Annotated in this window: 20 protein-coding genes; 12 read left to right on the top strand and 8 right to left on the bottom strand. The window is 63.4% G+C overall.

Translation table 11 applies throughout. The annotated features are described in order from the left end of the window. Positions 1-66: 66 nt before the first annotated feature. The 7 genes from KIT02_RS09825 (at position 67) to KIT02_RS09795 (ending at position 7087) form a co-directional block, all read left to right on the top strand. A complete protein-coding gene (locus tag KIT02_RS09825) occupies positions 67-1353 on the top strand; it encodes an acetyl-CoA C-acetyltransferase (RefSeq protein ID WP_297577381.1) in 1287 nt (428 codons plus the stop codon). Beyond that, on the top strand, positions 1350-1508 hold the full coding sequence (locus KIT02_RS09820) for a hypothetical protein (protein ID WP_297577377.1): 159 nt from the start codon (positions 1350-1352) through the stop codon (positions 1506-1508). Before KIT02_RS09825 ends, KIT02_RS09820 begins: the two co-directional genes overlap by 4 nt. Positions 1509-1824: 316 nt before the next feature. Next, positions 1825-3432, top strand: coding sequence for a peptide ABC transporter substrate-binding protein (locus tag KIT02_RS09815; RefSeq protein WP_297585219.1), 1608 nt, complete (start codon positions 1825-1827; stop codon positions 3430-3432). Positions 3433-3534: 102 nt separating this feature from the next. Then, entirely contained in the window at positions 3535-4458 is a 924-nt protein-coding gene (locus KIT02_RS09810; RefSeq protein WP_297577375.1) for an ABC transporter permease subunit, read from the top strand. Further along, positions 4458-5372: an ABC transporter permease subunit gene (locus tag KIT02_RS09805; protein ID WP_366520542.1), complete on the top strand. Its 915-nt coding sequence runs from the start codon at positions 4458-4460 to the stop codon at positions 5370-5372. The genes KIT02_RS09810 and KIT02_RS09805 overlap by 1 nt, the downstream gene beginning before the upstream one ends. 9 nt (positions 5373-5381) lie before the next feature. Continuing rightward, positions 5382-6224 carry an ATP-binding cassette domain-containing protein gene (locus KIT02_RS09800; protein WP_297577373.1) on the top strand — a complete coding sequence of 281 codons (843 nt, stop codon included), beginning with the start codon at positions 5382-5384 and terminating at the stop codon, positions 6222-6224. Next, entirely contained in the window at positions 6221-7087 is an 867-nt protein-coding gene (locus tag KIT02_RS09795) for an ATP-binding cassette domain-containing protein (RefSeq protein WP_297577370.1), read from the top strand. Before KIT02_RS09800 ends, KIT02_RS09795 begins: the two co-directional genes overlap by 4 nt. A gap of 4 nt (positions 7088-7091) precedes the next feature. On the opposite strand, the gene KIT02_RS09790 is transcribed toward KIT02_RS09795, so the two are convergent. Next, positions 7092-7577 (bottom strand): response regulator, encoded by a 486-nt coding sequence (locus tag KIT02_RS09790; protein ID WP_297577368.1) that lies wholly within the window; start codon positions 7575-7577, stop codon positions 7092-7094. A 180-nt stretch (positions 7578-7757) separates the two neighbouring features. Between KIT02_RS09790 and ykgO the strand changes: the two genes are divergently transcribed. Both ykgO and KIT02_RS09780 read left to right on the top strand, forming a co-directional pair. After that, positions 7758-7883, top strand: a complete 126-nt coding sequence (gene ykgO, locus KIT02_RS09785; protein WP_046105532.1) for a type B 50S ribosomal protein L36 — start codon at positions 7758-7760, stop codon at positions 7881-7883. Positions 7884-7962: 79 nt separating this feature from the next. Next, the gene (locus tag KIT02_RS09780; RefSeq protein WP_297577364.1) at positions 7963-8379 is read left to right on the top strand and encodes a hypothetical protein; all 417 of its coding nucleotides are present in this window, start codon (positions 7963-7965) and stop codon (positions 8377-8379) included. Positions 8380-8711: 332 nt separating this feature from the next. Here KIT02_RS09780 and pyk read toward each other — a convergent pair whose 3' ends face one another. Together pyk and KIT02_RS09770 are read right to left on the bottom strand one after the other, a co-directional pair. Then, positions 8712-10151 carry a pyruvate kinase gene (gene pyk, locus KIT02_RS09775; RefSeq protein WP_297577362.1) on the bottom strand — a complete coding sequence of 480 codons (1440 nt, stop codon included), beginning with the start codon at positions 10149-10151 and terminating at the stop codon, positions 8712-8714. Further along, positions 10148-10666, bottom strand: a complete 519-nt coding sequence (locus KIT02_RS09770; protein ID WP_297577360.1) for a DUF1036 domain-containing protein — start codon at positions 10664-10666, stop codon at positions 10148-10150. The genes pyk and KIT02_RS09770 overlap by 4 nt, the downstream gene beginning before the upstream one ends. Before the next feature lie 307 nt (positions 10667-10973). Here KIT02_RS09770 and KIT02_RS09765 point away from each other — a divergent pair, with 307 nt between their 5' ends. Then, positions 10974-11237 (top strand): DUF2312 domain-containing protein, encoded by a 264-nt coding sequence (locus tag KIT02_RS09765; RefSeq protein WP_061907597.1) that lies wholly within the window; start codon positions 10974-10976, stop codon positions 11235-11237. Positions 11238-11358: 121 nt separating this feature from the next. Here KIT02_RS09765 and KIT02_RS09760 read toward each other — a convergent pair whose 3' ends face one another. Both KIT02_RS09760 and KIT02_RS09755 read right to left on the bottom strand, forming a co-directional pair. Then, the gene (locus KIT02_RS09760; protein WP_297577357.1) at positions 11359-11586 is read right to left on the bottom strand and encodes a flagellar basal body rod C-terminal domain-containing protein; all 228 of its coding nucleotides are present in this window, start codon (positions 11584-11586) and stop codon (positions 11359-11361) included. 114 nt (positions 11587-11700) lie between these two features. Further along, entirely contained in the window at positions 11701-12411 is a 711-nt protein-coding gene (locus KIT02_RS09755) for an aspartate/glutamate racemase family protein (RefSeq protein WP_297577355.1), read from the bottom strand. A gap of 143 nt (positions 12412-12554) precedes the next feature. Between KIT02_RS09755 and KIT02_RS09750 the strand changes: the two genes are divergently transcribed. Continuing rightward, a complete protein-coding gene (locus tag KIT02_RS09750; RefSeq protein ID WP_297577353.1) occupies positions 12555-13016 on the top strand; it encodes an Lrp/AsnC family transcriptional regulator in 462 nt (153 codons plus the stop codon). Between the two features lie 179 nt (positions 13017-13195). Here KIT02_RS09750 and dxs read toward each other — a convergent pair whose 3' ends face one another. The 3 genes from dxs to KIT02_RS09735 form a co-directional block, all read right to left on the bottom strand. Next, the gene (gene dxs, locus KIT02_RS09745) at positions 13196-15124 is read right to left on the bottom strand and encodes a 1-deoxy-D-xylulose-5-phosphate synthase (RefSeq protein WP_297577351.1); all 1929 of its coding nucleotides are present in this window, start codon (positions 15122-15124) and stop codon (positions 13196-13198) included. Positions 15125-15230: 106 nt separating this feature from the next. Then, positions 15231-16847 carry a DUF882 domain-containing protein gene (locus tag KIT02_RS09740; protein ID WP_297577349.1) on the bottom strand — a complete coding sequence of 539 codons (1617 nt, stop codon included), beginning with the start codon at positions 16845-16847 and terminating at the stop codon, positions 15231-15233. Positions 16848-17114: 267 nt separating this feature from the next. Next, positions 17115-18815 carry a L,D-transpeptidase family protein gene (locus tag KIT02_RS09735; protein WP_297577341.1) on the bottom strand — a complete coding sequence of 567 codons (1701 nt, stop codon included), beginning with the start codon at positions 18813-18815 and terminating at the stop codon, positions 17115-17117. A 264-nt stretch (positions 18816-19079) separates the two neighbouring features. Between KIT02_RS09735 and KIT02_RS09730 the strand changes: the two genes are divergently transcribed. Continuing rightward, positions 19080-19745, top strand: a complete 666-nt coding sequence (locus tag KIT02_RS09730) for an outer membrane protein (RefSeq protein WP_297577339.1) — start codon at positions 19080-19082, stop codon at positions 19743-19745. Positions 19746-19756 lie beyond the last annotated feature (11 nt).

The following is a 19756-nucleotide window of genomic DNA, read 5'->3' as shown; positions in this document are numbered from 1 at the left end:
ACCCGTCGCTGCGCGCCGACCTCTCCCCTCAGGGGAGAGGTGCATAGGTGCCCAATCGGAGATCAATTGATGACTGAACTCAAGCGCGTTGCCATTGTCGGCTCGGCCCGTATTCCCTTTGCCCGCGGCGGCACGGCCTATGCGGATGAAACCAACCTGTCCATGCTTGCCACCGTGCTGGGCGGGGTGGCCGACAAATATGGCCTCAAGGGCCAGAAGGTCGATGAAGTTGTCGCCGGGGCCGTGATCAACCATTCCCGCGATTTCAACATTGCCCGCGAGGCGCTGCTGGATGCCGGGCTCGATCCGCGCACCCCCGGCACGACCATGCAGATCGCCTGCGGCACCAGCCTGCAGGCGGCGCTGATGCTGGCGGGCAAGATTGCCTCGGGGCAGATCGACAGCGGCATTGCGGCCGGTTCGGACACGGTGTCGGACAGCCCAATCGTTTTCGGGCCCAAGTTCCAGCACCGCCTGCTCAATGCCAATGCCGCCAAGACCACGGGGCAGAAGCTGGGCGCCTTCAAGGGTTTTTCCTTTGGCGAACTGACGCCGGTGGCGCCGTCGGTCAACGAGCCGCGCACGGGCCTCTCCATGGGCCAGCATTGCGAACTGATGGCGCGCGAGTGGAAGATTTCACGGGAGGCGCAGGATCATCTGGCGGTGGCCAGCCATCGCAATGCCACCCAGGCCTATGAAGATGGCTTCCACGACGACCTGCTGGTGCCCTGCGCGGGCCTGGTCAAGGACAACAATGTGCGGGCCGACGCCAATGTCGAGAAGATGGCGACGCTCAAGCCCGCCTTTGACAAGTCGAGCGGGCAGGGCACGCTGACGGCCGGCAATTCGACGCCGCTCACCGATGGCGCGGCCGGGGTGCTGCTGGCCAGCGAGGAATGGGCTAAGGCGCGCGGCCTGCCCATCCAGGCCTATCTCACCACGGGGCGGGTGGCCGGCAATGACTTCGCCCATGGCGATGGCCTGTTGATGGCCCCGACCATTGCCGTTTCCGACATGCTGGCCCGGGCGGGGCTGGGATTCGAGGATATCGACTATTTCGAACTGCACGAGGCCTTTGCCGCCCAGGTTCTGTGCACGCTCAAGGCCTGGACCGATCCGGACTATTGCCGCGACGTGCTCGGCCGTGACACGGTGCTGGGCGAAATCGATCCGGCGGCGATCAACGTCAAGGGATCGAGCCTGGCCTATGGCCATCCCTTTGCCGCCACCGGCGCGCGTATTCTGGGCCTTACGGCCAAGATGCTGGCGAGCGATCCGGGCAAGCGGGCCCTGATCTCGGTGTGCACCGCCGGCGGCATGGGCGTGGCCGCCATCGTGGAAAGCGCTGCATGAGCGACAATGTCGTAAAGTTCCGCAGGCCCGAGAAAAAACCGGATCCCGAGGCCCCCAAGCCTCGGGCGCCGCTGCCCGGCTGGCTGCCCTTTGCGGTGCTTGTCGGGGTGGCCCTGGTGATCTTTTTTGCACAGCGAAGTGGCCTCTTCGGCTGAGCGCGTCCGTCAGCTTCTTAGGATGGCCTTGCGCGGACCGGTTTAGCCGCCCCGACTCTTGGAACATGAATCCTGAACCGATCCAAATCGGGCAATCGCTTGCCTCAAACCGGGTAGGGCGGAGCATGTTCACAATCGGTGGTCAGGTGACGTTTAGGTCAATCTTTCGCTTGTCAGTAGACGGAAATGCGTAATACCGTCCAGCAATCTTGACCAGCGGGTAAAAACCGCGGCGAGGCCATAACAGCTGTCCGGACGTCATGGGCAGAAGTCAGAAACGAAGAATTCCACAAGGAGATGGGACGGAATGAAACTCATGCAAACCCTGGGAGCCGTGCTGCTTGCCGGTTCCGTGTCTATGCTGGCCGTCTCGGCCGCACAGGCCGTGACGCTGCGGCTGGGCAATGGTGGTGAGCCTGGCTCTATCGACCCGCACCATGCCGAGGGCGACTGGGAAAACCGCATCATCGGCGACTATATCGAAGGTCTGATGACCGAAGATGCCAATGCCGAAGCCATTCCGGGCCAGGCCGAGAGCTACACCGTTTCCGATGATGGCCTGGTCTATACCTTCACCCTGCGTGATGGCATCCAGTGGTCCGACGGCACCCCGGTGACCTCGGCCGACTTCGTGTTCGCCTTCCAGCGCCTGTTCGATCCGGCAACGGCCTCGTCCTATGCCTATCTGCAGTATCCGATCAAGAATGCTGAAGCCATCGCTTCGGGCGAGATCACCGACTTCGCCGAACTCGGCGTCAAGGCTCCGGACGAAAAGACCGTCGAGATCACCCTCGAGAACCCGACTCCCTATTTCATCCAGGCGCTGACCCACTACACCGCCTTCCCCGTGCCCAAGCACAAGGTGGAAGAGCTGGGCGAGAACTGGACCAAGATCGAGAACGTTGTGGGCAATGGCCCCTACATGCTCAAGGAATGGGTGCCCGGCTCGTATCTGCGGTCCGAGAAGAACCCGGACTATTATGATGCGGCCAATGTCGCCATCGATGAAGTCTATTACGACAACACCGAAGACACGACCGCTGCCTTCAACGCCTATATCGCGGGCGAGCTCGACATCCTGACGGCGTTCCCGCCCGATCAGTATCAGTGGCTGCAGGACAACCGTCCGGGCGAAGCCCATGTGGAGCCGTTCCTGGGCATCTACTACTACGTGATGAACCAGTCCGAAGGCAGCCCGCTCGCCGACGTGCGCGTGCGTGAAGCCCTCTCGATCTCGGTCAACCGCGAAGTCATCGGTCCCGATATCCTGACCACCGGCGAAATCGCCGCCTATGGCTGGGTCCCGCCGGGCACCGCCAATTACGATGGCGACGCCTATACGCCGGATTGGGCCTCGGAAGAGTACGGCGCCCGCGTCGAACGCGCGATCGCCCTGATGGCCGAAGCTGGTTACAGCGCCGAAAACCCGCTGAACCTGCAGCTGCGCTACAACACCAACGAAGCGCACCAGCGCATCGCCGTGGCCCTGTCGGCCATGTGGGAGCCGCTGGGTGTCAAGATCGAGCTGTTCAATGCCGAAGTGGCCGTCCACTATGACGCGCTCCAGGCCGGCGACTTCCAGATCGGCCGTGCCGGCTGGCTGCTCGACTACTCTGATGCTGCCAATACGCTTGACCTGCTCAAGTCCGGCACCACCCAGGGCGACACCATCAACTGGGGCAACAACTACGGCCGCTATTCGAACCCCGAGTTCGATGCCCTTCTGGCCGAAGCTGCCGCCGAACTCGACCTGGGCGCACGCGCAGCCATCCTGCACGAAGCCGAAGCCATGGCCATGGACGACTTCGCTGCCATCCCGATCTACTGGTACGTGTCCAAGAACATCGTATCGCCGTCGATCGAAGGGTTTGTCGACAATCCGTCCGACATTCACCGTACCCGTTGGCTCACCAAGTCTGAATAGTGTCCGGCCGGCGCGGGTCCTGACCCGCGCCGGAGTTCCTCAACCGGCCGGTCCCGTGCTGCGGGGCCGGCCGGTTCCTTAAAGAAAGGGGAATGGGCACAAATGCTGTCCTATGCCTTGCGGCGCGTGCTGAGCGCCATTCCGATCGCCCTGATCGCGATCACCGTGTGTTTCTTCATTCTGCGCGCAGCGCCAGGCGGTCCCTTCGACGGTGAACGCGCGCTGCCGCCGCAGATCCTGGCCAACCTTCGGGCCCACTACAATCTCGATAAGTCCCTGTTCGAGCAGTACTTCATCTATGTTGGAGGCGTGCTGCAGGGCGATTTCGGTCCGTCCATGAGCTATCAGGACTTTACTGTCAGCGAGCTTCTGGCCATTGGCCTGCCATTCTCGCTGATGCTGGGTCTGATGGCCTTTATCGTCGCCACCTCGATCGGCATCCTGGCGGGCATGATCTCGGCGGTGAACCAGAACAAGTGGCCCGATTTTTCGGTCATCTTCGTGGTCATGATCGGCCTCATCGTGCCGAACTTCCTCATGGCCAACCTGCTGCAACTGCTGCTGGGCGTCTATTGGGGCTGGCTGCCGGTGCGCGGATTCGTGCCCGGATCGATCCCCCATCTCATCCTGCCCATCATCATCCTGAGCCTGCCTCAGGCCGCCCGCGTGGCGCGCCTCATGCGCGGCTCGATGATCGAAGTGCTGGGCACCAATTACGTGCGCACGGCGCGGGCCAAGGGGCTTGGCGCCCGGCTGGTGCTGGCGCGGCACGCCATCAAGCCGGCGCTGCTGCCGGTGGTGAGTTATCTCGGTCCGGCGCTGTCGGCCCTGCTCACCGGTTCGCTGGTCGTCGAGCAGGTTTTTGCCCTGCCCGGCATCGGCAAATATTTCATCAGCGCGGCCCTGGCCCGCGACTACGGCATCGTGCTGGGCACGACTGTGCTCTACATGGGAGTGATCCTGCTGCTTAACCTGATCGTGGACATTCTTTACGCCTATCTCGATCCCAAGGTGAGGTACCGCTGATGGCTGGCCTGACCTCGCGAGATGCAATTCTCATCGAATACAACCAGAAACTGGCCAACGCGCCCAAGGGCCGTTCGCTCACCCAGGATGCCGGCCGGCGCCTGTTCGCCAACAAGGCGGCGGTGTTCTCCATCTTCCTGTTGATCGCGGTCTTCCTCATCGCGTTCCTGGGCCCTTATTTTCTGCCCTGGGGCTATAGCCAGGTGGACTGGGCCAATATCCGCAAGCCGCCCGATTTCGATGCCGGGCACTATATGGGCACCGACCAGAACGGGCGCGACATGCTGGCCCGCACCCTGCAGGGCACGCAGATGAGCCTGATCGTGGCGGGCGTGGCAACGCTCGTCTCGGTGATCATCGGGGTGAGCTATGGCGCCATTGCCGGCTATTTCGGTGGCCGGGTGGATGCGGTGATGATGCGCTTCGTCGACATCATGTACGCGCTGCCCTACATCCTGTTCGTGATCATCCTGGTGGTGATCTTCGGCCGCAATCCGATCCTGCTCTTCGTGGGTATCGGGTGCCTGGAATGGCTGACCATGGCCCGCATCGTGCGCGGGCAGACACTCAGCCTCAAGGAACGCGAATTCGTCGAAGCGGCCCGCGCCAGCGGCGCCAGTTCGTGGAGCATCATCTTCAAGCATATCGTGCCGAACCTGACCGGTCCGGTGGTGATCTATGCGACGCTGACCATTCCCGAAATCATCATCACCGAAAGCTTCCTCAGCTATCTCGGTCTTGGCGTGCAGGAGCCGCAGACTTCGCTCGGCACCCTGATCTCGCAGGGCTCGGGCGTGGCCGTGGCACTGCCCTGGATGCTGCTCGGCCCTGCCGTGGTGCTGGTCGCCATGCTGCTCGCCTTCACCTATCTCGGTGACGGGCTGCGCGACGCCCTCGACCCCAAGGACCGCTAGGAACCAAACATGGCATTGCTAGAAGTCAAAAACCTCAAGGTCGATTTCCAGACCAATGACGGCGTGGTCAACGCGGTCAAGGATCTGTCCTATACGCTCGAAAAGGGCCGGACCCTGGCCATTGTGGGCGAAAGCGGTTCGGGCAAGACCCAGGGCGCTTTCGCGCTGCTGGGCCTGTTGCCGCGCAACGGCAAGGCGTCGGGTTCGGTCGTGTTCGACGGCAAGGAAATCCTCAACCTGCCGCTGCGACAGATCAACCAGTATCGCGCCAAGCGCATCGGCATCATCTTCCAGGACCCGATGACCTCGCTTAACCCCTATCTGCGCATTTCGCGGCAGATGAGCGAGGTGCTCGAGTTGCACAAGGGCATGAGCCACAGTGCGGCGGTGGCGGAAAGCGTGCGCTTCCTCGACGCGGTGCGCATTCCCGATGCCCGGAACCGCGTGCACATGTATCCGCACGAATTCTCCGGCGGCATGCGTCAGCGCGTGATGATCGCCATGGCGCTGTTGTGCGGGCCGGAACTGTTGATCGCCGACGAGCCGACCACCGCGCTCGACGTGACCGTGCAGGCCGAGATCATCGACCTGTTGGTGGACCTGCAGGAAGATTTCGGCACCTCGATCATCCTGATCACCCATGACCTGGGGATCGTCGCCGGAACCTGCGAGGACACGCTGGTCATGTATGACGGGCGGGTGATGGAATATCGCAATACCGAAGAACTCTTCGCCAATCCCGAGCACCCCTATACCAAGGGCCTGCTCGCCGCGGTGCCGCGGCTCGACCGCAAGGTCGAGCGCCTGTCGACCGTGTCCTATGACTTCATGAAGGAAAGGGGCGAGGCATGAGCGAGAAGGAAGCCATTCTCAAGGTCCGCAACCTCTCGGTGAACTTCCAGATTCCCGCCGGCGGACTGTTCGGCGGGCACAAGGTGCTGAGGGCTGTCAAGGACGTGTCCTTCGATCTCCATGCCGGGGAAACCCTGGGCATTGTGGGCGAGAGCGGATGCGGCAAGTCGACCCTGTCCCGTGCCGTGATCCGGCTGATCGAAGCTACGTCCGGGGAATCGTTCTGGATGGGCAAGGACATCCTCAAGATGAGCCCCAAGGAGTTGATCGGCCTGCGCAAGGATATCCAGATGGTCTTCCAGGACCCGCTGGCTTCGCTCAATCCGCGCATGACGGCTGGCGCCATCATCGCCGAGCCGCTGACCATCCACTATCCGGAAGTCACCAAGGCCGAGCGCAACGCACGGGTGGCGGAAATGCTCGAAAAGGTCGGCCTGTCGCCGACCATGATCAACCGCTATCCGCATGAATTTTCCGGCGGCCAGTGCCAGCGTATCGGCATTGCCCGGGCGCTGATCACCCGCCCCAAGCTCATCGTCTGCGACGAGGCGGTGTCGGCGCTGGACGTGTCGGTGCAGGCGCAGGTCATCAACCTGCTCATGGACCTGCAGAAGGAATTCGGTGTCTCGCTGCTGTTCATTGCCCATGACATTGCAGTGGTGCGCCATATCGCCCAGCGCATCATGGTGCTCTATTTCGGGGAAGTGGTGGAGATCGGGCAATCCGAGCAGGTGGTGATGGATCCCCATCACGACTACACCAAGAAGCTCATCGCCTCGGTGCCGGTGCCGGACCCGAAGGAAGAAATGAAGCGGCGGGAACAACGCCGCCGGCTGCGCAAGGAGGCTGCTGCGGCGGCCTGACCGCTCAGGAGGAACGCCGCTCGGCGTTCCCCACCGCCAGGTTCCGCCGGCGCCGGTCGGGACCGGAATAAGCCTTCCCTTCGACAAAGCCGCGCGGGCTGGTGGTGATGCTGTCGATCCGGGCCTTGAGGTGGTTGGCGGCAAAAGGCTTGCGCAGGAATTCGGTGACGCCTGCGTCGCGCGCAGCGGTAATCCTGGCGGCGTCGGGAGCCCCGGCCATCATGATGATCGGCACCTGGCGGTTGAGACCTTCCTGCTGCGCGCGGACATGGCGCACGACGTCGAGCGCATCGGGCCGCGCATAGCCATCGTCGAGCACGATGAGGTCGAATGCCGTGCGGTCCAGCAGAATCTGGGCCTGGGAGACGCTGTCGACGGACTTGACCTTCTGGCAGCCCAGAACGCGCAGCATACTGACCACCAGCGCCGCCATATTGGCCTGCGGGGCGATGACGATGGCTTGTGATATGGGCAATGGCGAATTGGTCATGGCGAGCCTGTCCTGGGTTCTCCTGGCATCAGGATAGTCCTGGCGTGTCACCCTCAGGTTAATGCCGAAGTGGGGAAAACTGATGCTCGGGCGCGTTGACAGGCTGTGCCATTTCCCCTATGACGAACCCAGTTTTCGGGCGCCTTGGCGCCCCTTTTGTTTGACTAAGGATTTGGAAAGATGAAGATCCGCAACTCGCTGAAGGCGTTGATGACTCGCCACCGCGCGAACAAGCTCGTCCGTCGTCGCGGGCGTGTGTACATCATCAACAAGGTGGACAAGCGCTTCAAGGCCCGCCAGGGCTGATCTTGACGCCACCACTTGTTCCGTTTCGACAGGGCCCGTATTCAATACGGGCCCTGTCTTTTTCGGAGCTGGGGAAACCATGCCGCTGAGCGAAACCATCGTCATGCAGATTGACGCCGACCTGACCGAGGTGCGGCGTTTCCTCGATGAGCCGCGCAATTATGCCAAATGGGCTGCCGTTGACCCCGACAGCTACCGCCAGCTGCCGGACGGCGACTGGTCGGCGCAGGTGCGGTTCGGCGGGTTGCGGCATATCCGGTTTCTCAAGGAGGCGCCGGAGGCCGGCATGCACGACCATGCCGTGTTCGCGCCGGGCGAAGAGCCGTTGTGGATGCCGATGCGGTCGCTGGCCAAGGGTGAAGGGACGGAGTTGCGGTTCACCTTCACTCAGCGTCCGGGCATGAGCGAGGAGAGTTTTCGCTCGACGATCGAGTGGATCACCATCGACCTGTTGACGCTCAAGACCCTGCTGGAGGCCCGGAGCCGCCGGGCCTAAAACCTATTGCGGTAGAACTGAGGTTGTGCCGGGCGATCCTGCGGTCGGAGCGGAACATGAGCGGGCAGGCTTTGTGCCGAACCGGGGCCGGAAGCACCCCCACCTAGCTCTGCTACGGCCCTGCGGGCCGAGCGTCGCTACCTCCCCCTTTCGAGGGGGAGGTAAGGGGGCTGGAGCGGGTGGATCGGTTCACCGCGGCTACCGCCGTTGTGAACCCCTCATCCGGCGCTGCGCGCCACCTTCTCCCCTGAGGGGAGAAGGGAAGGGGTTTCGCTGCTTCACCCCTATTTGGGAAATCCACGTCTCTTTTGAAAACGCTTCAGCTGGCCGGCTCAGTTCGAGCCGGCGCCGTCCTGGCGGACAAAGGCGATGCGCAGCATGTTTGTAGCGCCTGGGGTTCCGAGGGGGACGCCGGCGGTGATGGCGATGCGGTCGCCGGGGCGGGCAATGCCCTCCTGGTAGGCGATGACACAGGCGCGGTCGACCATGTCTTCCAGGCTCACCGCATCCTCGGTCTGCACGCAGTGAATGCCCCAGACCACCGACAGGCGGCGGATGGTCCGCAGATTGGGCGAGAGCGCGATGATGGGCTTGCTCGGCCGCTCGCGAGCGGCGCGGATGCCGGTCGAGCCGGAGGCGGTATAGGTGACGATGGCCGCCAGATCGAGGGTTTCGGCAACCTGGCGCGTCGCCGCCGAGATGGCATCGGCGGCGGTGGCCTCGGGCTCGGTCTGGGCGGCGCGGATGATGTTGCGATAGTTGGAATCGCCCTCCACGGCACTGGCGACCTTGGCCATGGTCGTGACCGCTTCGACCGGATACTGGCCCGAGGCGCTCTCGGCCGAGAGCATGACCGCGTCGGCGCCCTCGAACACGGCGATGGACACGTCCGAGACCTCGGCGCGGGTGGGAACCGGCGCGGTGATCATCGATTCCAGCATCTGGGTGGCAACCACCACCGGCTTGCCGTAGCGGCGGCACATGCGGATCATGCGTTTCTGCAGGCCCGGAACCGTCTCGAGCGGCAGTTCAACGCCCAGGTCGCCACGGGCCACCATGATGGCGTCGGAGAGTTTGACGATCTCTTCCAGCCGCTCGATGGCCTGCGGCTTTTCGATCTTGGCCATGACGCCGGCGCGGCCCTGGACGATCTTGCGGACATCGATGATATCCTCGGGGCGCTGTACAAAGCTGAGGGCGACCCAGTCGACCTCGGCCTTGAGGGCTTCGAGCAGGTCGGCGTGGTCCTTTTCGGTCAGGGCGCCGGTGGGCAGAAGCGTATCGGGCAGGGAAACGCCCTTCTTGTCGGAGAGCTTGCCGCCATAGACCACTTCGGTCTCGATGACGCCGCCGCCGACCTTGGTGGCCTTGAGCTGCAGCTTGCCATCATCGAGCAACAGCCGATCGCCGACCGAGACATTTTCGATGATTTCGGGATGCGGCAGGTAAACCCGTTCGGCCGTGCCCTGGTCGTTGTTGTCGCTGTCGAGCACGAATTTCTGGCCGGCCACCAGATTGACCGCGCCACCGGCGAACTTCCAGACACGCAGCTTCGGGCCCTGCAGGTCGGCCAGGATGCCGATCGGATGCTTGAGGCGCGCCTCGACATTGCGGATGCGCTTGACGGTCTGGTGCAGTACCTCGTGGCTCGCATGACTCATATTGATGCGGAAGACATCGGCGCCGGCCTTGGCCAGCTCCTCGATCATGGTCTCCTCATGGCTCGCTGGCCCGAGGGTGGCTAGGATCTTCGCGCGTCTGATCCGTCTCATTGGGTATCCGTATTGTCTGGCGTCACAGGAACATCGTCGATGGCCCCGGTTTCGGGGTCCACCAGAAAGGCAGGGTCTTCCAGGTCGTCGCCGGCATCCGGGCCGACGATGCTGGGGGCACCGGCATCCTCGGAGAGCTGGACTGTCCAGTCCGTGCGGTTCTGCGTATCGACCTCGAAGAAACCGGTTCGCTCATATCCGCGTGCCAGACAATCCTCAACCCCGAATATGGTGAAGGTCTCGTCGCGGCTGCACATGAACACATCGCCATCCCAGGCGCCGCCGCCGATATCGTCGACCGCGAACAGGTAATAGAAGCGGCGCTGCAGATCGCCCTGGTAGAGCACGCGGCACTCGCCCGGCGGGGTCTGCCACCAGCCTTCGCTCATCCAGCCGCGCTCGGCGCGGTAGCCCAAAGCCACCGAAATCAGGTTGGCACCCTCGTTGCAGATGCGCAGATCGGCCTGAGCGGGGGTGGCGAAGGCCAGCGGGGCGGCGATGCTCGCAAGCAGCAATGTCGATGTCAGTCGGATGCTGTGCACGGAAGGGCCGGAAAACATGGGCGGAAAAGTGATCCTGTTTGAGCGGAAGCGGGCTGATTGGTCAATGGCTAAAGCCCGCATTTGTCGGAAATGCGGGTATGCGCGGCCGGTTTGGCGGCGGGGCCAGCCAATTTGTCGTGAAGGGCGGGCAGATGTGGATTGACCCACAAAGGGGTTGAACCGGGCAGCGGCTTGAGGTTGATGGGCGCATCGAAATTGCATGCAAGGCTGGCCGCATCCTCGCTCCCCGAGCGCTGCGGACAACCGGAACGAGGTGAGTATGGCGGTAGAAGACAGCGTCGCACAGGATCAGCTCCGCGCCTTTATCGAGCGCATCGAGCGGATGGAAGAAGAAAAGGCCGCCATCGCCGCCGACATCAAGGAAATCTATGCCGAGGCCAAGGGCAATGGCTTCGACACCAAGATCCTGCGCAAGATCGTGACCATCCGCAAGCAGGATGCCAATGAGCGCATGGAGCAGGAAGCCCTGCTCGAGCTCTACATGTCTGCACTGGGCATGGTGGAAGCGCCGCCGGAGCGCTGAGGCGCTAGCGGGCGGCACGCTGCCGCCGCGGGGTTCGAAGTCTTTGACTGGCCGCGTTTTCGATCCCCGGGTCGATGCCCGAGGAGAAAAGTGGTGTCCACTTTTCCTGAAAGCGCTCTAACTAGACCAGGATGTCGAGCAGAGCCTTGGACATGTCGCGCGACACCTCGACCACCTTGGCCGAGGCCTTGAAGTCGTTCTTGGCCTGAAGGGCGTTGATCATCTCGCTCGAGAGATCGACCTCAACACCTTCGACACCGCTTCGCGCGACGCGCGCCGCCGTCTGTTCCAACTGCTGGCTGGCGCGCTGCATGCCGGTCGCGCCTATGGAAATTGCCGAGATTGTCACGTCACTGGCCTTGCTAAAGCAGAAAGCATCAGCAGGGCGGCAAAACCATGAAGCATTGGTTACGCCCCCCGCAGCAAAAGCGATGCAAATGCTGCCGAACGGGGACGGTACCGCTCAGGCGGCAGCACTTTCGAGCTCGTCGAGCGCAAAGCGCACGGCCGCGCTGGCATGGATGGTGGTCGAGTCATAGCCCGGCAGCGCCAGATCACCGGCGTCGAGCAATAGGCCAATCTCGGTACAGCCCAGGATAACGGAATCGGCCCCGGCGCGGCGGGCCCGGGCGATGATGGCGCCATAGTCGGCACGGGCCTCCTCGCAAATCCGGCCCTGGCAGAGCTCGTCGAAAATCACATTGTGCACCCGCTGGCGATCTTCGGCCTCAGGCACCATGACCTCGATGTCGAGGGCTGCCATGCGGCTGGTGTAAAACCCATGCTCCATGGTGTAGCGGGTGGCGAGCAGCAGCGGCCGGCGCCTGCCGTCCAGCTTCAGGCTGCGGGCGGTTTCATCGATGATATCGATCAGCGGTACGCCCACCATGGCTGCAACGGGCGCAGCCACCAGATGCATGGTGTTGGTGCAGATGAGGATGCAGGCGGCGCCGGCACGGGCAAGTCCTGCGCCGGCCTCTCCCAAAAGGGCTCCGGCTTCGTCCCAGCGCCCGGCTTTCTGAAGGTCGACGACCCGGGTGAAATCCAGCGAGCGCAGGGCGATCTCGGCCGAGTGCAGGCCGCCGCGCCGGTCCCGGACCTGTTCATTGATGAGACGATAATAGGTGGCGGTGGATTCCCAGCTCATGCCGCCGATCAGGCCAATGGTTTTCATGCATGTCCTCCATTGCCGCCAGTGTGCGGGCAAACCCGTGCAATTGGTGCGCTGATTTGGTCGGCAGGCTGGATGTTGGCGCGCGAAGAATGCATGTTTAGGGGAAATCGCGCGGATGTCGTGCGGAGACGGGGAAAGAATCGATGCTTGATGAGCGTGACCGGAAGATACTGGGCCTCCTGCAGTCAGATGCCGATATTCCGATCAATGTGCTGGCCGAGGCGGTGGCGCTATCTCCCTCGGCCTGCTCGCGGCGCGTGGCGCGGCTGCGCGAGGAGGGGCATATCGCCCGTATCACCGCAGAACTCGATCGCCGGTTGATGGGATTGCCGACAACTGTTTTCGTCATCGTGCGCACCGGCAGCCATGCCAGCGGCTGGCTGGAGCAGTTTCACGCGGCGGTCGGGGCCATTCCCGAGATCGTCGAAGTGCATCGCCTGACCGGCAATTTCGACTATATCCTCAAGATCGTGCTGCCCAATGTCGAGCACTATGACGTGGTTTATAAGCAGCTGGTCAGCCGCATCGAGCTGTTCGACATGTCGGCCTATATCTCGATGGAGACGGTCAAGCAGGCGCGCGGCGTGCCGACGAACTATGCGTGAGCACCTACCCTTCTCCCCTTGAGGGAGAAGGTGCCCGAAGGGCGGATGAGGGGGTTCCCGGCTGCAGTGAGCCTCTGTGGCGTCGGGACCCCTCACCCGTCTCGGCCTGCGGCCGATCCACCCTCTCCCTCAAGGGGAGAGGGGGACACCGCGTTCGGTGGGACACAGGTGGCTGTTGCCTAAACTTTCGCCAGCGCCGCCGTCATGGCGGCCTGGTCGTAGCCGAGGGCTGAGAGGGCCGTTCGCACGATGCCGGCGCGGTCGAGACCGGCATCGGCATACATGTCCGTCTGGCTGGAATGTTCGACAAAGCGGTCGGGGATGGTCAGCGGGCGCAGGCGCAATTTGCCGTCGAGCAAGCCATTGCTGGCGAGGAAGGTGGCGACGTGACTGCCGAAGCCGCCCAGCCCACCTTCTTCGGTGGTGATGAGCACGTCGTGCCGGCCGGCCAGGTCGGCGATGAGCTCTTCGTCGAGCGGCTTCATGAACCGGGCATCGGCGATGGTGGGGTTGAACCCCAGGGCCGCGAGTTTGTCGGCGGCGGCCAGCACTTCGCCCAGCCGCGTGCCGTAGGAGAGCAGTGCGATGGTGCCCCCTTGGCGCAGGATCCGGCCCTTGCCGATGGGCAGAACCTGGCCGCGTTCGGGCAGGTCGACGCCCATGCCGTCGCCGCGCGGATAACGGAAGGCGATCGGGCCCTGCTCGTAAGCCGCCGCTGTTGCCACCATGTGGCGCAGCTCGGCTTCATCGGCTGCGGCCATCTGCACCATGCCGGGAATGGCACCGAGATAGGCATTATCGTAATTGCCCGCATGGGTGGGGCCGTCGGCGCCGACATAGCCGGCGCGGTCGATGGCGAAGCGCACCGGCAGGCCCTGGATGGCGACGTCGTGGATCACCTGGTCATAGGCGCGCTGCAGGAAGGTGGAATAGATGGCGCAGAACGGCTTCATGCCTTCGCTGGCCATGCCGGCGGCGAAGGTCACGGCGTGCTGCTCGGCAATGCCGACATCGAAGATGCGGGTGGGGAAGAGTTCGGCGAACTTGTCGAGGCCGGTGCCGGAGGGCATGGCGGCCGTCACGGCGACGACGCGCGGATCGGTCTCGGCTTCCTGGATCAGGGATGAGGCAAAGACCGAGGTATAGGACGGCGCATTGGAGGGCGCCTTGGCCTGGGCGCCGGTGATGACGTTGAACTTGGAAACGCCATGATACTTGTCGGCGGAACTTTCTGCCGGGCCATAGCCCTTGCCCTTGCGGGTGACGGCATGGACCAGGATGGGACCGGCGCCGGCATCGCGGACATTTTCGAGAATGGGCAGCAGGTGGTCGAGATTGTGACCGTCGATGGGGCCGACATAGTAAAAGCCGAGCTCTTCGAACAGGGTGCCGCCGGTGAAGAAGGAGCGGGCAAATTCCTCGGTCTTGCGCGCCGGCTCATGCAGGAAGGGCGGGAGCTTGGAGACCATGGCCTTGGCCGCTTCGCGCGTGCCGCGATAGACCGGGCCAGAGACAAGGCGCGCCAGATAAGCGCGCAGTGCCCCGGTGGGCGGGGCAATGGACATATCATTGTCGTTGAGAATGACGATGAGCCGCGCGTCCATGGCGCCGGCATTGTTCATGGCTTCATAGGCCATGCCTGCCGACATGGCGCCGTCGCCGATCACGGCGATGACATTGCGCTTGATATCCATCTGCTGGCTGGCAACGGCCATGCCCAGCCCGGCCGAGATCGAGGTCGAGGAATGACCGGCGCCAAACGGGTCGTATTCACTTTCGGCGCGGCGGGTGAAGCCGGAAAGCCCGTCCTTCTGCCGCAGGGTGCGGATGCGATCGCGGCGGCCGGTGAGGATCTTGTGGGGATAGGCCTGGTGCCCGACATCCCAGATGATGCGATCGTGGGGCGTATCGAAGATGGCGTGAAGCGCCACGGTCAGTTCGACTACGCCGAGACCAGCGCCCAGATGCCCGCCGGTCACTGAAACCGCATCGATGGTTTCGGTGCGCAACTCGTCCGCCACTTGCCGCAATTGCTCGCGCGGTAGCGCCCGCAGATCGGCGGGGCTGCTTATGGTGTCGAGCAAGGGTGTCTTGGACGTTTCGGGCAAAATAGTCCCCGCTTTGGCTGCGCTGCCTTCTGTTTAGGCGTCGCAATAGCCCTTTGCAATGGCGCAGCCATGCGACCTCGGGGCGCGGCCGCGGCCGGAATCGGGATCAGAGGGTGGGAACGAAGCGGGTGTGGGCCATGATCGGGGCATCGCCGCCGATGCCCTTGATGATGCGATAGTCACCCATTTCCGGCGTGGGGTCGAAATCGGCCTCGTCGTGATCGAAAATGACCGCGAAATGGTCCGAGCTGAGGGTGGCAGGGGCCATGAAGACCTCGGCGACGTGATCAAGATCGGGGGCGATCAGATCAGGACGGCGCATGGTGGACTGGCTATTGGCAACGTGGTCGCTGAGGGCGGCAGCCAGGGGGCTGGCGGTTGCCGAGCCGGCATTGCCAAATGTCTGGTCGAAGAGATTGCCATAGGCAGCGGCGGGCGGGGTGCCGAGAGCCGCCGTCTGAATGGTGCGGTCTGCCACGGGTGCTTCGCCCGGCAGGGATGGCAGGCGGTTGGTGGGCAAGGCCGCGGCTACGCTGGTGCCTGCCGAGCCGCTGATGATCATTTCGAGGGCGCGTTGCGCTTCCGGATCGGGCGCGCTTGTCGGCAGATAGGCCGAGAGCGTCTCGCTGGGCGGATCGGTCATGATGACGCGGGGCCGGGGCATGCTCGGTCCGGTCAGGGCGGCCAGCGCCGTGACGGCATCACCTGAGGGCAGGGCCGAGGCGGTGGCGACGCGCAGCGCTTCCGGCTTGGCCACCGGCAGTGTCACAGCCACGTTCAGGGGGCCGCGCAGTTCTTCATCGGTCAGCGGTGCGCTGCCGGTGGTCGAGAAGGGCAGGGCCGGATCCGGATCGATTGCAGCGACCTGCAAGGTCTCGGCCGTAGCGGGCGCACCGAATGCGGCGGGACGCAGATCGGGCATGACCGGATCGACACGGCGCGGCTGGGCGAGGGCGGCGGTCTGCACCGGCGCCTGGGCGGCCACGGCAGCCGAAGCGCCACCGCTGTCATTGCCGCCGAACAGGACGTCCATCAGCGAGCGGCCGCTGCCGCCACTGGAGGCGACCTGGGTGCCGCTGGACGAGCCACCGCAGGGATAGGAATGGCATTTCTTCCATTCGGCGAGGGCGACCTGATAGCCTTCCTGAGACAGTGGCTTGCCATCGGTCGGCACGTGCATGGTCCGCCCGTCGGGGAACAGGTCCTTGAGCTGGGCGCGGGTCATGCGCGGCCAGGCACGCACCGAACCGGTGTCCAGATGCACAAAGGGGCTGCCGGAGGTCGGATAGTAGCCGACGCCGCCCACCTGCTTGCGCATGGCTGCGGCGCGCAGCTTGTTGAGCGCAATGCCGGGAATGAAGAAGTCCATGGCCGTGCCGCGCATATGCTGGGAATTGTCGGCAACGCCCGAAGACTTCGAGGCGAGCATGGCATTGGTGGCAGGCGAGCGATAGGCGGAAACAATGTTGATCGGCTGGGTGGCGCCGACATCCTGATAGACTTCCCAGACCAGGTCGAACAGACGCGGGTCCATGCGGGTCGGCTCATTGCGGCGCCAGTCGCGCAGGAACTGATTGAGCTCATTGAGCCCGGACTGCACATATTGGCCGTTGCGCTTGAAGACGATGCGCGCGGTTTCCTTGGTATGGGTATAATAGAGATAGAGGGCACGCTCGGTTGCGGCCTGCGCCGGTGCCGGCACCAGGACCGCAGAAAGGGTCATGAGCCCGGCCAAAAGTGCCTTGCCCATCCGTTGCCAGTTGAAAATGCCCGTTCCCGCCACGCTGAACTCTATCCGGTACAAAGTCTCGATCTGGTGGAATGTTAGCGTCCAAATCGATCGATTTGATTAACGCTAACCAGATGTGAACCGGCAGACTGCCCCATCACGCCACCGTTATTACGGGCAAAAGCTGGCACAACAATGGCGAAAATGTAAAGCGGGCCTTAACGGCCCGCTCTTGTCTCCGGCGAATCTGTCTCCCACTCATCAGGGCGAGAGTTCTTCAGGTGCGGTTTCCACCTCGGCAACAATGGCCGGCTCGGAGACGGGGTTGAGCCCCATGGCGGCAATCAGCTTTTCATTATGACCATAGACGTCGCCATAGGAGCGGATGGTGCCATCGGCATCAACGCGCAGGGTGAAATAGGCCAAGTGCACGGGAATGCGCGTCTGCGGGTTCACCCATTTCTCGCTGGACCCGAACATGGCTTCGAGCGAGGTGCGGGAAATGGTCGGCTCATTGGCCATCAGCGCGTCGGCAAAGGCCATCGGGTCCTGCACGCGGACACAGCCATGGCTGAAGGCGCGGTAGGAGCGCGAGAACAGCGACTTGGACGGGGTATCGTGCAGATAGACGTCATGCTTGTTGGGGAAGAGGAACTTGATCTGACCCAGGGCATTGCCCGGTCCGGGGCGCTGGCGCACGCGGAAGGGGAAATTGGTGGTCGACACCATGCTCCAGTTGACCTGCCAGGGGCTGACCGGGGCGCCGTTATAGAGCAGGTCCATGTTCTGGTTGTCGATATAGCCCGGATTGCGCAGCACCGCCGGCGCGATCTCGCCCTTGATGATGGATGAGGGCACGTTCCAGTACGGATTCACCACAAGATGGCGGATATTGTCCGAGAAGACCGGGGTCTGGTTCTTGGTGGTGCCGACGACGACGCGGGTCGTGTATTCGGGCGTGCCATTGCGTTCCACCCACAGGCGGAATTCGGGAATATTGACGAAGACGCGGAAGTCGCCGAGATCGGAGGGCATCCAGCGCCAGCGTTCCATGTTGGCGATAATGTCCTCGCGCCGCGTGGCGAGACCGCCATTGAGTGCGGCGACCGTGGCCGGGCCGATGATGCCGTCGACCTCGAGGCCCTGATTTTCCTGGAAGGTGCGGACGGCGACCTCGGTGGCCTCGTCATAGGTGGTCGAGGCCGAGGCAGGCAGTTCGAGCCGCGCGCGAATGGCCGGAACGCGCATGTCGGTGCCGCCGGGACGCAGCACCGCGCCCTCGGCTATCGGGGCCGGCCGGTCGGCCGCGGTGGCTTCGAAATTGGCCAGCGCCGCTTTCAGCGCCAGGAATTCGGGATGGCTGGGCTCGAGCGAGTTGAGAATGGCCGCCGGATCGTCGCTGCGCGCCAGCTGCTCGAGCAGCGCGGCCTCGTCGATGGGCTTGGGCGTGATATCGAGCAGGGGGCTGACCGAGGCCGGATTGATGCGGCCATTGTGGATGTGGTTGGCATAGCGCAGGGTGGCCTGCGAGAACGCTGTTTCCAGCGCGGCCAATGCCGCCCCATCCTGCGCCGAGGCCCGCGACAGATCGATGTCCGCCGTCAGATAATCCTGCGGCCGCAGACCTTCTGCCGCGGCATTGCGGAACAAGGCAATGATCTTTTCCGCCGCCGGCGAGAAGGCGACCTGGCCGGCGCTGTTCTGGTTCAGCCAGATCGGTTCGAAGTGGCGTTCGCCATAGAGAAAGTACAGCCGCTGCGCATCGGTATGCGCCTGGCTGTCCTTGCGGGCCCCATAATAGGTGTCGGACAGGCCGGTCTTGATGATGCGCGCGATGTCCGTTTGCGGCGGCGCGATGACGATGCGACTCGATTCGAGGCTGGCGACCGGCTGGCCGACAACCGGTCCCGACAGGGCGCAAACCGCCAGAGCGGTGGCCAGACTGACCCGAAACCTGTTCATATTCACTCCTCGATGGCCGCACCGAATCCGGGGCACAAAAGCCCCCGCATCCATCTCCAATACCGGACAAAGTTTAACGGGAGCAATCACTCGCGGTGTTGTGAAAGCGCAGTGTGGCCGGGCTGCAACGGGCGCGGCGCGGAAAATTTCCACAGCGGCGCGGGCACCATGAAATTTGCTGCCGTTAACCGTGTCTCTTACTCAAGCGTTAATGGATTGGGCGGCATTTGAGGCGCGATATCAACGTTTGCCCGGAGACCGTCCATGAAGCGTCTGGTTGTTTCCATTCTTGCCTGTGCATCCCTTTGCAGCACCGCTTCGGCGGCCGACCTGTGGACCGATTCCTCGCCCATCATGTCAGGCATGCCCGCATCGGGCTGGACAGGGTTCTATCTCGGCGTCAATGGCGGCTATAGCTGGGGCACCACCTCCAACAATCCGGCCCTGCCGGGCGGGGTCGTCGACAATGCCGCCAGCGGCTGGCTGGGTGGTCTGCAGGCCGGCTATAACCTCGATCTCGGCGGTTTCGTCCTGGGCACGGAAATCGACGGGCAGGTGACCAATTTCGGCTATGCCGAGGCTTTGGCGCCAACCGGCAATTTCGAGGCCAAGATGGACATGTTCGGCACCGCGCGCCTGCGCGTCGGTGTGCCCGTGGGCCAGGTCATGCCCTATGCCACCGGTGGCGTTGCTGTCGGGCGCGGATCGGCCTCGGTGGTCGACGGGGTAACCACGACGACCAGTGCAACGCATCTGGGCTGGACGGCCGGGCTGGGTCTTGAAGCCCAGGCGACCACGAACCTGTCGATCAAGGCCGAATATCTTTATGTCGACCTCGGCAGCCAGCCCTATAACGGCCTGCCAGTCGGCAATCGCGATATCGGTCACAAGTTCAGCGTCATCCGCGCCGGTGTGAACTACAAGTTCTGATGGTTGCGCTG

Source organism: Devosia sp., from assembly GCF_025809055.1.
Lineage (GTDB): Bacteria > Pseudomonadota > Alphaproteobacteria > Rhizobiales > Devosiaceae > Devosia.
Note: the sequence above shows the minus strand (reverse complement) of the source record. Positions and strands in the feature narration are given on the sequence as shown.

Excerpts from the sequence above, each read along its gene's own strand:
- KIT02_RS09820 (WP_297577377.1), top strand. The coding sequence starts at position 1,350 with ATGAGCGACAATGTCGTAAAGTTCCGCAGGCCCGAGAAAAAACCGGAT.
- KIT02_RS09815 (WP_297585219.1), top strand. The coding sequence starts at position 1,825 with ATGCAAACCCTGGGAGCCGTGCTGCTTGCCGGTTCCGTGTCTATGCTG.
- KIT02_RS09810 (WP_297577375.1), top strand. The coding sequence starts at position 3,535 with ATGCTGTCCTATGCCTTGCGGCGCGTGCTGAGCGCCATTCCGATCGCC.
- KIT02_RS09805 (WP_366520542.1), top strand. The coding sequence starts at position 4,458 with ATGGCTGGCCTGACCTCGCGAGATGCAATTCTCATCGAATACAACCAG.
- KIT02_RS09800 (WP_297577373.1), top strand. The coding sequence starts at position 5,382 with ATGGCATTGCTAGAAGTCAAAAACCTCAAGGTCGATTTCCAGACCAAT.
- KIT02_RS09795 (WP_297577370.1), top strand. The coding sequence starts at position 6,221 with ATGAGCGAGAAGGAAGCCATTCTCAAGGTCCGCAACCTCTCGGTGAAC.
- KIT02_RS09790 (WP_297577368.1), bottom strand. The coding sequence starts at position 7,577 with ATGACCAATTCGCCATTGCCCATATCACAAGCCATCGTCATCGCCCCG.
- ykgO (WP_046105532.1), top strand. The coding sequence starts at position 7,758 with ATGAAGATCCGCAACTCGCTGAAGGCGTTGATGACTCGCCACCGCGCG.
- KIT02_RS09780 (WP_297577364.1), top strand. The coding sequence starts at position 7,963 with ATGCCGCTGAGCGAAACCATCGTCATGCAGATTGACGCCGACCTGACC.
- pyk (WP_297577362.1), bottom strand. The coding sequence starts at position 10,151 with ATGAGACGGATCAGACGCGCGAAGATCCTAGCCACCCTCGGGCCAGCG.
- KIT02_RS09765 (WP_061907597.1), top strand. The coding sequence starts at position 10,974 with ATGGCGGTAGAAGACAGCGTCGCACAGGATCAGCTCCGCGCCTTTATC.
- KIT02_RS09755 (WP_297577355.1), bottom strand. The coding sequence starts at position 12,411 with ATGAAAACCATTGGCCTGATCGGCGGCATGAGCTGGGAATCCACCGCC.
- KIT02_RS09750 (WP_297577353.1), top strand. The coding sequence starts at position 12,555 with ATGCTTGATGAGCGTGACCGGAAGATACTGGGCCTCCTGCAGTCAGAT.
- KIT02_RS09740 (WP_297577349.1), bottom strand. The coding sequence starts at position 16,847 with ATGACCCTTTCTGCGGTCCTGGTGCCGGCACCGGCGCAGGCCGCAACC.
- KIT02_RS09735 (WP_297577341.1), bottom strand. The coding sequence starts at position 18,815 with ATGAACAGGTTTCGGGTCAGTCTGGCCACCGCTCTGGCGGTTTGCGCC.
- KIT02_RS09730 (WP_297577339.1), top strand. The coding sequence starts at position 19,080 with ATGAAGCGTCTGGTTGTTTCCATTCTTGCCTGTGCATCCCTTTGCAGC.